The organism is Flavobacterium zepuense (assembly GCF_007097145.1).
Lineage (GTDB): Bacteria > Bacteroidota > Bacteroidia > Flavobacteriales > Flavobacteriaceae > Flavobacterium > Flavobacterium zepuense.
Genome location: NZ_VJVZ01000002.1, coordinates 405,730 through 418,853 on the forward strand (window position 1 = coordinate 405,730; position 13,124 = coordinate 418,853).

Sequence of the window (13,124 nt, forward strand, 5' to 3'; positions counted from 1 at the left end):
AGGTTCGAACATTACAGATCCAGCTACTAAATATTTAGTAAAGTAAAATAAATTTACTGAGTTAGGAGGATAAATAGTATTAAAAGATGAGCAAAACTGTAATCCCCATAAAGCTCAAGTGTGTAAAGTAGTCATCCCAATTCCAAGGTATTACTTGCTCAGAAGGCTGGAGTGGGATTACATTGTCCATAGGGGAATGTATTGCTACTCCATTTGGAAGTTCCGGGTGCGTCGTCAGATAGATTTGTTGCGGCGTATATAATGTATTTTTAATTTCAGTTAGTATTTGCTTTATTGTAGGTGTCATATGATTGACAAAAAAGTCATGCTGATTCTGATTTCCTGTAAATCCATTATAATATGTATTTATACATTCATCAAACTTCATATCATTTATGTCTAATATTGCCATCCCTATTTCCGGATTTCTTAACTTGACATTTAGAAAAGCATGAAGACATTCATGTATAATAGCAACAGCTAACACATCGTCAGATGTATCAAGTAGATGCGATTTGTCTATTTTGATAATGTTGCTTAACACGTTAGGAGAGGAATACGGTTGCAATTGACATAAACCATAAATCGTGGTGTTATTTGTTTGAGGTATCTCTTCGATAATAAACTTAGCATTTATTTTTGTGTTGTCGCCGAAGACGTTAATGAACATTTGTTTAAATGTAGGGGAAGTAACTACTTTGTTATAAATAGAATTAAACTTTACTTCTTCAGGAGTAGTTCCTGAAACTGCGGACATATCAATATTAAATGGTGACACAAAAGATTTATCTATATCAAATGACAATCCTGTCTTAATAGTTTCATTTATCAACTGTTTTATCCAAGCTACATTTTCTGGCGTATATCCGTTTTCTTGCAAGAAACTTGTTATTTTAATTACTTTGTCAAGATTATTAACATTATTCCAAAAATCCTTTTGCGCTATTGTAAGCTTATTTACAAAACGTGCATATTCGGCATTTGTGGGGCTGTATAAAACCTATAACAGCATCATCGCTATTATCTATAGAATGTCCTGGATTCGTAATTATTCCGTAATCGTTGCCCGGTGTGGGGTACGGTACGCCGGGTATAACGGTAGGAGGTGTACCGATTGTGCTGCCCGGGGGTGTAGGGTTAAAAGGGCCACCTGTGGGACTGCCGGTAGTGCCTCCACCATCACCAAAGCCGCTAAAACTATAAAGCGTAAATGTTCCATAATTGCTACCGCCAGACGGCACCTCTAAAGGCGTTGGGCATTCGCAGCCAGGACAAGCTACCCATCCATCTTTTACACTATGCCAGGTATAGCACGTACCGTTTATATTAATAACTGTACCACTGTAACCACCGCCGTTAGTTGTATATTCTTCATCTAAAGGTATAAAAGTCATTCCACCTGCCTCTTCCGAAGGAGAAAGCTCTATCCCTCTTGAAATTTTGTCTAATTGCTGTGGTGTAAAGCGATACTTCATTAAAAAGGTTAAATAACCTCCATTATATGGATGAAGAAAGAGATTTCCTGTAAACCATTATCAACATCCCTATATACTGGAAAAGACAACGAATGGTAGTTTCCACGTTGAATTAATAAAACTTTATCTGTATCAATATAAAATCGTATTTTGAATTGTATATAATCTTTTGGCTGATGCTGTTCTCTTTGGTGCTTTGTAATTTAAATTTAGAGAGAGCGTTCATAACACCTGGCATAGATTGTATATCATCCAATGATATCATGCGTTGTGTGACATTGCTTTGTTGATTAGAAGTCACAGATATTTCATCTTCCTGACAATTTGTGAGTAGTAAAAGGGCTAAGAAAAAAGCAAATACTTTGAATCGCAATAAATTTGTCTTCATATTGGTTTATAATTTGTTATGACAATCTTACAATTTGTATTTCAAACATCCTTACGGTTTTCCTCATTTTCATTACGGAAAATCCGCACTTAACATTTCGTTAAGAATTGCTAAAACAAAACAGCCTCCCGAAGATCGTGAGGCTGTTTTTATAAATCGTAATAATTACATCATATTAAAATGCAGTACTTATGTTTAATGTAAAACCTGTACTCTCCGGCACAAAGCGGCATACACCGCCCACACACACAAGGCCACCACGCTGGCGGCCATAGTTAGCTGCAATACGTGTAGCACCTATGCGGTAGGCACCCCCCATGTTGTAATAATGCGTGCGCTTGGTTGTATCATCGTTACCATAGTTGTAAATATCCCACACATAAAACGAGTACTTATCATCTATATTAAGCTCCAGTGTACCCCCTGCCCAGTTTTTCTTATCGGCATCGGCCCACATGTGCTCGCCTTCAAGGCGAATAGAACGTGTAGGGCTAAAGTTATAAATAGCCTCGGCATTTACAATATTGGTTTTTACCTTATCGCCGCCCTCCTGCCATTCTTTGTTATAAAACTGGTTAATGTAGTAAAATGCCGTATGCCAGGTTTCTGACAGCTGTTTTTTAACCTCAACATTATAATCTGAATAGTATTTTTCGCCTACGCCAAAAAACTTGGTATCGTAAGTAGCGGGGGTTAAGCGGTAATCTCCGGCAAGGTTATACCAGCTTGAAGCGTTAAACGCTACGTTAGTACCGTATTTACCACCCACAGCCGTTTCTTTGGCAAAGTTGTAAAAAACGTCAATCTGTCCTCCGGTCTCTCCTGCTTTCATTATGCTGGTGCCTATAAAGTCAACTTTAGTCTGCGCCTGGTAAACATAAATATTAGCCAGGTTGCTGTGGTGCTGTTTTGTAAGCGCCGGTGTAAAGTTTAACACCTTATCGTTATAATTAAGCGTGCTCGATGTAGCATCTACCGCCATAGGCTCCCTTTCAGACAGAAATTTAAAATTCTCGGTACGCCTAAGTGTAGCATCTATACCAAGGCCCTCTTTAGAATAGCCCAGGTTAACCAGCACGGCGTTACCGGCCTTTACAAAACTATTATCTATAGTATTTTGTGCATCAAGCACTCCATCTTTAGATTTATAGCTGTACTCGCCCGATGCGTAAAATGAATTATGGATAAAGTTAAACCTTCCGCTCACGGCATTGGTAAGCGCATCATAAGCTGTTATACCCTCAGGCAGCTCCTCATAACGGCCTACATAACTTGCTCCAAAAGAAAGGTCAGATTCTTCAAACTTAAACAGCTTGCTAAGGTTAAAGTCTGAGTCAAAACCATAAATATCGCCCTTGGCAACATCAAAACCACTACGCTGGCGGCCGTATAAAGCAGTAAGCTTTACATTATCGCTGGGGCGGAATATAATCCTGCCACCGCGAAGGGCGGTGTTAATACCCAGCGCACGGTCTTCCCATGCGCGCAACAGCATACCGCTGCCAAACTGCTCGTAAAAATAACCGGCAGTAAACTCAAACATGCCAATTTTATAACCTGCAAAATAAGTAGCAAGATCGGTACCCTTAAAACCCGGGTTGTAGTTTAGCAAGGCATTAGGCTCATAAGCCTCTACCTGTACCCCTGCCGAAAATCCACCTACCTGGTAGTTTACAAGCAGGTAATTGTTAGAGCGTATGGGCTTGCCGTTTATAGGGGCATTATCCTGGTCTACACCAGTACCTTTATCGTTAAGGTACCATTGCGAGTTAGATTCAAAGCCGCCGTACACCCTGCCGTAATCTTTTTTAGTTTCCTGTATTGTGTCGTTTTCCTGCGCGTAAACAGATCCTATAGAAAGCGGAAGCAGCAGTAGTAATAATTTCTTCATTTATATTAAAGCGTCTTCAGTTTTTCGTAAAGTTCTTTTTCGGCACCCTGGCTGTAACCATTGTGTATGTAAACTATTTTTTTGTTTTTAACAACTACAGTATATGGCACGTTAGCAATAGCTAAAGCCCTTTTTAAGTCCTGGTTGGTATCCAGCAAAATAGTATAAGGCCATTTTTTACCGTTTAGTAAAGGCTTAACACGCTTAGTAGTACGGGTATCATCTATAGATATGGCTACCACCTCCATATTCAATTCTTTGCTCCACTCTGCATAATTGCCGTTTATGGCATCAAGCTCATTAATGCATGGCACACACCATGTTGCCCAAAAAGAAAACACATAAAGTTTATCTTTCTCGCCAAAATCGGTCTTTACATTATAACTTTTATTGTTTTCAGATTTTATGCTCACGCTTGGCATCTCTTTTTGCGCATGGGCAGCTGCGGTAACAAATAAGAACAGCATTAATAGCTTTTTCATTTTTATAAATTTTTGTTAAATATTCCCGAGTCGCAATATTAAAAAATTTTTAAACTACAACCCCCTTTTTTAAGATAAATTATAACCCTATAGAATTTGTAGAATTATTATAATCACAGTTTTACGTCTAAAAATATAATTTTGGAACACTTTTTCGCACAAAATCTTAATAATAACTTTTTTTAGAAACATTTTTATTGAAAATATTTTACATAACAATTTTTTTACATAATTTTCGGCTCTATTTAAAAACGAAAACATAAACTAATATTAAAAATTACCTTTTAGATGAAAAAAACTTTACTTACTGCAATGTTTGCATTTGCCTGTCTTACAGCAAGTGCGCAAACACCTAATGATAGCCAGTCTCTTGTAGACGGCTCTAACGCCCCTGATTTTACCGCTGTAGATATTAACGGCGTTTCGCACTCACTTTATGCTGATTACTTAGACCAGGGTAAAAGTGTTGTAATAGATTTTTCTGCTACATGGTGTGGCCCATGCTGGAACTACCACCAAACACATGCTATGGCCGATTTTTATGAGGCTTACGGACCTAATGGCTCTGATGAGGCTGGGGTAATTTTTGTTGAAGGTGATGTTGCTAACACCACACTTGAAAACATTTATGGCGAACAGGGCCCTATTGCGCCAAGCCAGGGTAACTGGACAATTGGCAGCCCATACCCAATTATTGAAGATACCGAAGCTTTAGATCTTGGCGCTGCAAGCAAATATGATGTTGATTATTTCCCTACAATGTATGTTATTTGTGCTAACACTAAAACTACACTTAAGGCAGATCAGCTTCCTGCTGCACAGCTTAAAGCTAAAATTGGCACATGCCAAACATTAACAGGTGTGCCTAACCACGGCCAGGTTACACTTGCTACCACTACTTACAGAATTTGCGAAGACGGACAGCCAACTAACATTGCTGCTAAACTTAAAAACTTTGGTAACAACCAAATTACTGCTGCTACTGTAGTGGTTAAAGAAAATGGTACCGTTGTAGCTACTAAAAACTACACAGGCGCACTTAACCAGTTTGCTACTGCAGCAAGCGCTACTGTAGAGAATGTTGCTTTACATGCAGGCTCTGCTTACACTGTAGAACTTTTAGACATTAATGGTAGCGATGCATTTAACGAAGAACTTACTACTGTATCTTTTACCGTTGTTGCTGCTGAAGAATCTGAAAACAACATCTACGTACAGGTTTATACTGATAACTATCCTACAGAGATTTCTTGGGAACTTAAAGATTCAAGTGGTACTACTGTATTCCAGGCTGGCCCTTATGCAGGTAGCGCTAACGGTGGTGGAGCAGATGCCAATACAGTTAAGGATTATTATTTAGAACTTGAAGGAGATGCTGATTGCTATACTATAGTTTACAAAGATTCTTACGGAGACGGATGGTCTTTAGGAACAGAAGATTTTAAAGGTATTAAAGTATTAGACTATGCCGGCGAAGTTATTTACGAGCAAAATCCGGGTAACTTTGGCACAAGCCTAAGTGTAAACTCTGCGTTTAAAACAGATGGTACCATGGGCACAAGCGCTATAGCTTCTAAAAAACTTGGTGTGTATCCTAACCCTACCACTGGCATCCTTAACTTTAGCACTACAGAGGCTGTAGATGTTACAGTAACAGATGTTACAGGCAAAACTGTTTACACTGCGAAAACAGTAAATGATGGTGGCAGCGTTAACCTGTCTTCTTTACAAAAAGGCATGTACATTGTACAGCTTAAAGGTGCTACTACTCAAACTACAGAAAAAATTATTATTCAATAAGCGCACACTGTAGCAACATATATTACAAATAAGCTATCGGGTTCAGCGTGCTGCAGCCCGATAGCCTTTTTACTTAAATACAATTGCATTAATTAACTACACTTTTATATTACTTATTATCATGAAAAAAATTATTTTATTAGCTGCCCTTGCATTAGGCTCTTTTGTAAATGCACAGCAAATTACTGTAAACACACCGGGTGGAGGATCTCTCGAGGAAGGTGAAGTTTACACAACATCAAGCGTAGCGCTCCCCAATTTAAACGCAGATAACAAACTACGTTTTAATATTACTAACAATACTGAAGAGGATATTTATGTAAAAGTAAAAGTAACCTCTATTGATGGTAACGAAGAAGGCGGCAGCGTACAGCTTTGTTACTGGGTATGCTTTTATGACATAGCAGTTGGTACAGTAGTGCCTGATTTTACAGCAGGTACAGAAATTGCACCGGGTGCTACTACAACTTCGTCTGAAGATCACTTTATCAGTTTTTACACCGGTAACGGCAATGATGATGTAACCTACGGATTAGCATTTATTAAAACCGATGTTAACGGTACAGAGCTTGAGACACTTTTAAACTTTACATACAAATACCAGCCAACAGCAGCTGTTAAAGACCTTGCAGGTTTAAAAAACATGGGCCTTTCTATAAGCAACACTGTGGTTAAAAATGCATTAAATATTGATGCTACTGTTAATGCAGATGCACAGATTTATGATATGAACGGCAGGGTAGTATTTACAGGTAAAGTTGTAAATGGTACTAACGCACTTAATCTTTCTGGCTTAAGCACTGGTGTTTATACTGCAAGATTTAAAACCGCAGACAATAAAACTGCTGAAATTAAGTTAGTTAAAAACTAATTTATTCCATTTTATCATATCAGGAATACCTGTAACATTTACTAAATGAAAAAGTTATATACACTGCTTTTGTTTGTGGCACTATTATCCGGTTGTTCATCTGATTATCAGATACTGGACTCTATTACGCCACCTATATTAACGGCAGACAGTTCTACCGCAACCATTGGCGAGACTATTACGTTTACCGCTAAAAATGTTGATGGCGAAGATATTACTGCCAGTACAGAATTTACTGTAAATGGTAGCGCCATAACAGGTAATACGTTTACTTCTCAGGAAGAAGGTTCTTTTGAAGTTTTAGCATCGTTTCAAACCGTTAAGAGCAACCCATTAGTGGTTACTTTTGATGACGGGTCGCAGATAAACTTTAAAAAACGTGTGCTTATAGAAGATTATACCGGCACCTGGTGTGGCTTTTGCCCACGTGTAGCACATGCTATAGAGCTTACAGTAGCGCAAACCGATGCTGCTGTTCCTGTAGCAATACACAGGCCAAGCTCTAACCCGTCTGATGGTAACTATGATCCTTACAACTACGACACATCTGAACTGGAGGCTACATTAGCTGCGGCAGGATATCCTAAAGGGTACCTAAACCGCACCCTAAGATGGACGTTTCCTGAGCCTAACAATATAGCGCAGGCAATTGCTCTTACCCAGGGTGAAAATCCTAAGTTGGGGTTAGCGCTTACACCAATAGTTAGTGGCAATAACATCAACCTTAATGTAAATGTTAAGTTTAGTAAAGACTTTACGGGTGTTAAACTGGTGGTATACGTACTGGAAAATGGCTTACTATACGAACAACATAACTATACCGATTATTATGGCGGTGTAGATGTTATAGAAGAGTATCACCACAACCACGTACTAAGGAGCATCCTAACACCTCAATTAGGCGAGGCAATTAGCGCTACCGAAACTACATCGGGCCACACATTTACAAAATCATTTAATGTTTATGTGCCGTCAAACGTTGCAAATATGGCTAACTTAGAGTTTGTTGCTTTTGTGCTTGATGCAAGCGGCAAAGTAATAAATGTTCGTAAAGCGGCTTCGGGTGACACACAAGACTTTGAAGAATTATAGTATTCTTATTTCAAATATTAAAATGACTGCCAATTGGCAGTCATTTTTTGTTTTTAGTCGATTATATTTCAAGGTTTTAATAATTAGAATAAAATTAATGTAAATTTAGATATCTAGTTATAGGTACAGGCTAAAGACCAATCATCATTGTCTCCAATAAAATATATGATAAAAGTGAGTTTTTAATTTAATTTGAGTTGAGTAAAAAGGCTGCTGTTGCAGCTTTTTTGTTTTTTACACACAGCAAATCAATGCGATAACCTTTGCGTAAGAATTATTTAATGCTAAAGTTTTATTAAGGTTTATCTTCCTAAAACACTTTCTCTCTAACTTTATATGAGCAGACAGGACGTTTAAATAAAGCGTTAGCAACTGCTCTAAAAAAATTAAATAACCTAAAAAAATTATAGCCATGCACATCACTATTTTCAGGACTTTGTACAAACATGTTATCGACCACGACCTTATTGAGCGTATGTTAAAAAGAAACAACCTTATGTTTGAAAGAACATCGTATGAGGCTGGGTCCCGTTACAAAATACTATCTGATACAGAGACCGGATTGTTAAACTTTAAAAAGAGGCTAAACGAAATTTACCCGCAAATTTCTTTAAGCTTATAATTATACTCATCAGATTGTACACAACCTGTATTTTTCTGCCAATTAAAAACTTGCAGCACAGCTAACCCTGGTGCTGCATTTTTTTTGATAACTTTTACATTACACCCGTTAAGAACGGCTCTAAAACATCTATTTTTGTTTACAGGCTGAACGAAATTAAACTGTAAAATATATAACCGGATTATTAAAGTTGATTAAATATGGGGATGTTCGTGATTAGCAAGCGCTATAATGGAGAGTATAAATTTGTATTTACATCGCGAAAAGGCAAAACCATTTTTACCAGCATTAGCTGCAAACAAAAGTCAGACTGCGAAGTGATGATAGCCGCTATCAGGGATAATATAGAGCTATTTGCTTTTACTAAAAATGGTACTGCATCCGGTAAATATTTCTTCAGGCTATCTAAAGGTGGGCTTGTTTTGGCCACCAGCCGAAAATACTCAACCGAATTAAGCCTTAAAAAAGGCATCAATGAGATAATGAAGTACGTTTCCCGTGCAGAGATCCTTGATTTTTCCGACGGTGCATTTGTTTTTCCACCGGCAGACGAGGTTTTTGCAACAACAGAATAAGAACTATATAGTTTATAAACCACGATCCCCCGCAATTAGCTTTGCAGGGGATCGTGGTTTAAAACATAACCTAATTATTTTACAGCCGTAGCCTCAAATTCTACCTTTAAGGTTTCATAAAGGCTTACTACCTCCATCATGCTAACAGCAGCTTTAACACCATTTTTAGCTACCCAGTCCGCAAAAATACTAAAGTGCTCCCAAACCTCTGCAGGGGCAGTTGTATAAATAGTAAGACGGGCAATATTCTTCGCTTCATAACCGGCTTCGGTAATAACCTGTTCCAGATTATTCAGCGCCAGGGTAATTTGCGATTTCATATCCTCATTGCTGGATGTGCCGTCAGGATAAATTGCCGCCTGGCCCGAAACGTATAGCGTACTTTCTACATTTTTAACTTCAACAGCCTGAACATAACTGCGGTCAAACTGCCATTCCCACGGATTTATTTCTCTCTTTTCCATTATAATGATCTTTAAAATTGTTATACAAAGTTCTAAAGATCAAAACCGTTTTTACGTGAGAAACATCACAATCGCATGGTTTGGGAAAATCATGAAGATAACCTGCTTAGTGTTTCGCGAGAAACACCCAAATAGGATGCAATGAGTGTTTTAGACACCCGCTGAAAAAGCAACGGGTACTTTCTAACAAATTGGTCATAGCGCTCCTTAGCATTAGAGGTAAGGAATGATAATATGCGCTGTTGGGCTGCGATATGACCACCTGTTCCTTTTATAAGTAAAAAGTGTTCTATCTTAGGCAGGCCGGCACACAAATTATTATACGCCTCTAACGTAATGCAAAACACCTGTGTATCTTCAAGGCATTGTAACGACATCGAAGCCTTACCCCCATTATAAAAAGCAAAGTAATCACTCTCCCACCAGTCTTCCATAGCGAAAGAAACTATGTGCTCTTTGCCAAGTTCGTCATTATGCACGAGTTTTAAAAGCCCCGATATTACAAAATAATTATGCCTTACACTTTTCCCCTTCTCAATAAGAAAGTCATGCTTTTTGTAGCTTTCAACAGTAAAATGAGAAAGCACAAATGCAAACTCCTCATCGGTAAGTGGTAATAACTTCTCTATATGTTGCCTTAATACCTCATCCATGCATTAAAAATATGAATTCTATAGCAAAGTTAGATGTTTATAATATACTTAATCAGGGTTAGCTAATATCCTGAACAATTGCGCATTCGAACTAAAATATTGGTTCTCTATACTTATTTGAGATAGCCGGGCATTTACCAGGTTGTTTTCGCGCGAGTTTATCAGGAATATAGAACTTTCCCCAAACGAAAATAGCTTTTCTTCAGAATTTAGCATCGTGGTATAATCATTAACCAAAGCATCGATTATACCTTTTTGGCTGCGCAACGACTCAATCTCGGTTTGCTGCGCTAAAATTTTATTTTGAAGCTCCAGCCTTTGCTGACTCAAATCATACTCCGCATCCTGAATTTTTAACTTTGCAAGTTTTAAATTACCACGCTCCTTGCGTAAAAAAACAGGAAAGCTAAAGTTTACATTAAACTTATAATCTTCAGCCCTAAAACTATCAAAACGCTCCGGTTCAGATATGTAATTGTACCCCACATTAGCCTTAGGCAATAACATGTTGGCTTTAAGCTGCCTATTAACCTCTAAAATATCTAATTTTGTTTCAAGCGACTGTATTTTGGGGTGTGTATCCAGCTGGTTTACATCTACGGTCATCTCATTAGTGCGCAGCGTTTCGGGTAGTGTTTGCAACAGGTTTTGCTCTGGCCTAACTTTCTCGCCTAACTCCACCGGCACATCTTGTATCCATAAATAATTAGCAAGTTTAAGCCTGGCTTTAACCAGCTTAAGGTTTGCATTGGCAAGGTTTAGCTGCCTGTTGCGCACGGTTATACCTGCCTCTACACTATCTATAGCCGGTGAGTCGCCCAGTTCTATTAGCTGCTTTACACCCTCAAAACGTGTACTCGCAAAGCCCAAATAGCTTTTATAAAGCTCTGCTTCGGTATACGTTTGCTTCCAGTCAAAGTACGCTTCGCTGGCGCTGTACAGCACCTCTATAGCGCGTAATTTACGCTGCGCATCGCTAAGTTGCAACTGTAGTTTACCTTCCCTAACATCGGCCATGCGCTGGTTTATAAACAGTCCCTGCCCTAACGGTACACTTATTCCTAACGAGGTAAGCCCCGAATCCGGCGTGCGGTCCATTGGGTTGTAGTATTGCCCATTAGTATCATTAAACCCTGCTTTAATTTCTATACCATACCACGTAGGTATCTTAAAACTGCTGTTTAAAAGAGAATAATACTCGGTATCGTTAAACCTTTTTTTATCGTAATCTACCTCGATTTTAGGGTCAAAACCACCACGGGCCGCCATAAGCGCCGCCTGGGCATTAGTAACTTCCAGGTTGGCCTGCCTAACCAACGGATGATATTTTTTTACATACCCTAAAAACTCATTGTAACTTAGCTCCTCCTCATTAAATTCTGTAATTTCCTGCGCATACACACTTGGTATACAAAGCAAAATAAGCAGGAAATGTATTCTTATAAATTGCAACATATTATTTCTTCTCCTTACTTTTTACATCATCTACATTGGGCTTGTAATAGTTAGGCGGAAAGCCATTAAGGTTTCGCCATATTTCGTACCATACCGGTACAGTTTCCAGTAGCGCGATACTTTGCGCACCTGCACCTATACTCAACTCTTTAGGCCATTTTTCGGCATCACTGTCGGGCGATATCAAAATCCTGTATTTTCCATTAGGGCTAATAAAATTTTCTATAGCCACCACGCGGCCGCCATAAGTACCATAAGAGAGCTCCGGCCAACCGGAAAACACTATCCTGGGCCAGCCATCAAACCAAACGCGCACCTTAGCGCCGCGGTGTACCAACGGAAGGTCTATTGGATTAACGTAAGTTTCTACAGCAATATCATACCCGGCAGGCATAATGCTTACAATAGCGCTGCCTTCTTTTATAGTTTCGCCTAAACCGGCTATCAGCGCGCGGTTTACATAGCCGCTTTGCGGTGCGGTTATGTAATAGAGGCCGTTTCTCATGCTATAGTTTACATACTGGTTTTGCAGCTTATTAACCTGCGCCTCGGTATCATACTGTGTGCTAAGCGCCGTAAATTTATCGCTTTGCGATTTAGATATTTTCTCAGCATACTCTGCAGTAATACGGTTAATTTCAACCCTGGCATTTATAAGCTCGTTCTGGCTGCTCAACAGCTTATTTTCCTGAGTAATAATATAGGCCTCTGCCTCTTGTAGCTTTAGCCTTTTTTGCTCTACATCAGTCATAGGCTTAAGGCCTTCTTTATTAAGTGCGGTAGACCTGTTAAACTGGGTTTGCGCAATGCGAAGCTGCGTTTTAACGGCTTCAAGATCCATACTGTCACTCTTAATTTTTAGGTGCGCCTGCTTTATCTTATTTCGCGCCTGTTGCAGCTTTAACTGACGCTCTGTACCAAGTGACTGTGACTGGTTTTCGAGTGAGTTAACCTTATCACCATACGATTCTACAGCCATTTTTTTAGCATCAACCTGTTGCTGGGTGTTGGCTACCAGGTTAGGATCTAAATAATCCTCCTTAATTTCTGATATAAACAGTATGGTGTCACCCTTTTTAACGTAATCGCCTTCCTGAACGTACCATTTTTCTATACGTCCGGCAATAGCATTGTGTACGGTTTGCGGCCTATGGTCGGGCTTTAGGGTTGTAACAGCACCATCGCCCGATATATTCTGCGTCCACGGCAGGAAAAGGCAGGCAATTAAAAATATCAGGAAACCTATAATTATTTTGTTTAGTGTTTTATAATGGGGCCTGCGGGCTACACTTGTTATACTGGCATACTTACCGGGGGTAAGCAGTACCTCATTATTTTTAGATATATTAAGCATAC

14 protein-coding genes are annotated in these 13,124 nt (G+C 39.0%); 5 read left to right on the forward strand and 9 right to left on the reverse strand.

Features of this window, described 5'->3' with window-relative positions; genetic code table 11:
* Positions 1-79 precede the first annotated feature (79 nt).
* The 5 genes from FMM05_RS04640 to FMM05_RS04660 form a co-directional block, all read right to left on the reverse strand.
* Positions 80-880, reverse strand: a complete 801-nt coding sequence (locus FMM05_RS04640) for a hypothetical protein (RefSeq protein WP_143372168.1) — start codon at positions 878-880, stop codon at positions 80-82.
* A gap of 73 nt (positions 881-953) precedes the next feature.
* The gene (locus tag FMM05_RS04645) at positions 954-1,475 is read right to left on the reverse strand and encodes a hypothetical protein (RefSeq protein ID WP_143372169.1); all 522 of its coding nucleotides are present in this window, start codon (positions 1,473-1,475) and stop codon (positions 954-956) included.
* 112 nt (positions 1,476-1,587) lie between these two features.
* Positions 1,588-1,863, reverse strand: a complete 276-nt coding sequence (locus FMM05_RS04650; protein ID WP_143372170.1) for a hypothetical protein — start codon at positions 1,861-1,863, stop codon at positions 1,588-1,590.
* Between the two features lie 175 nt (positions 1,864-2,038).
* Positions 2,039-3,754, reverse strand: coding sequence for a DUF6029 family protein (locus tag FMM05_RS04655; RefSeq protein ID WP_143372171.1), 1,716 nt, complete (start codon positions 3,752-3,754; stop codon positions 2,039-2,041).
* 5 nt (positions 3,755-3,759) lie between these two features.
* Positions 3,760-4,236, reverse strand: coding sequence for a TlpA family protein disulfide reductase (locus FMM05_RS04660; protein ID WP_143372172.1), 477 nt, complete (start codon positions 4,234-4,236; stop codon positions 3,760-3,762).
* Positions 4,237-4,524: 288 nt separating this feature from the next.
* Between FMM05_RS04660 and FMM05_RS04665 the strand changes: the two genes are divergently transcribed.
* From FMM05_RS04665 to FMM05_RS04685, 5 genes are all read left to right on the forward strand, one after another.
* Positions 4,525-6,036 carry a T9SS type A sorting domain-containing protein gene (locus FMM05_RS04665; RefSeq protein WP_143372173.1) on the forward strand — a complete coding sequence of 504 codons (1,512 nt, stop codon included), beginning with the start codon at positions 4,525-4,527 and terminating at the stop codon, positions 6,034-6,036.
* A gap of 121 nt (positions 6,037-6,157) precedes the next feature.
* On the forward strand, positions 6,158-6,907 hold the full coding sequence (locus FMM05_RS04670; RefSeq protein ID WP_143372174.1) for a T9SS type A sorting domain-containing protein: 750 nt from the start codon (positions 6,158-6,160) through the stop codon (positions 6,905-6,907).
* 45 nt (positions 6,908-6,952) lie between these two features.
* Positions 6,953-7,999 carry an Omp28-related outer membrane protein gene (locus FMM05_RS04675; RefSeq protein ID WP_143372175.1) on the forward strand — a complete coding sequence of 349 codons (1,047 nt, stop codon included), beginning with the start codon at positions 6,953-6,955 and terminating at the stop codon, positions 7,997-7,999.
* A gap of 412 nt (positions 8,000-8,411) precedes the next feature.
* On the forward strand, positions 8,412-8,621 hold the full coding sequence (locus tag FMM05_RS04680) for a hypothetical protein (RefSeq protein WP_143372176.1): 210 nt from the start codon (positions 8,412-8,414) through the stop codon (positions 8,619-8,621).
* Positions 8,622-8,821: 200 nt separating this feature from the next.
* The gene (locus FMM05_RS04685) at positions 8,822-9,196 is read left to right on the forward strand and encodes a YegP family protein (RefSeq protein ID WP_143372177.1); all 375 of its coding nucleotides are present in this window, start codon (positions 8,822-8,824) and stop codon (positions 9,194-9,196) included.
* 74 nt (positions 9,197-9,270) lie between these two features.
* Here FMM05_RS04685 and FMM05_RS04690 read toward each other — a convergent pair whose 3' ends face one another.
* The 4 genes from FMM05_RS04690 to FMM05_RS04705 all read right to left on the reverse strand — a co-directional run bounded on the left by FMM05_RS04690 (position 9,271) and on the right by FMM05_RS04705 (position 13,122).
* Positions 9,271-9,660: a RidA family protein gene (locus tag FMM05_RS04690; RefSeq protein WP_143372178.1), complete on the reverse strand. Its 390-nt coding sequence runs from the start codon at positions 9,658-9,660 to the stop codon at positions 9,271-9,273.
* A gap of 89 nt (positions 9,661-9,749) precedes the next feature.
* Entirely contained in the window at positions 9,750-10,313 is a 564-nt protein-coding gene (locus FMM05_RS04695) for a Crp/Fnr family transcriptional regulator (protein WP_143372179.1), read from the reverse strand.
* A gap of 48 nt (positions 10,314-10,361) precedes the next feature.
* The gene (locus FMM05_RS04700) at positions 10,362-11,768 is read right to left on the reverse strand and encodes a TolC family protein (protein ID WP_143372180.1); all 1,407 of its coding nucleotides are present in this window, start codon (positions 11,766-11,768) and stop codon (positions 10,362-10,364) included.
* Position 11,769: 1 nt separating this feature from the next.
* A complete protein-coding gene (locus tag FMM05_RS04705) occupies positions 11,770-13,122 on the reverse strand; it encodes an HlyD family secretion protein (protein WP_143372181.1) in 1,353 nt (450 codons plus the stop codon).
* Between the last annotated feature and the right edge of the window lie 2 nt (positions 13,123-13,124).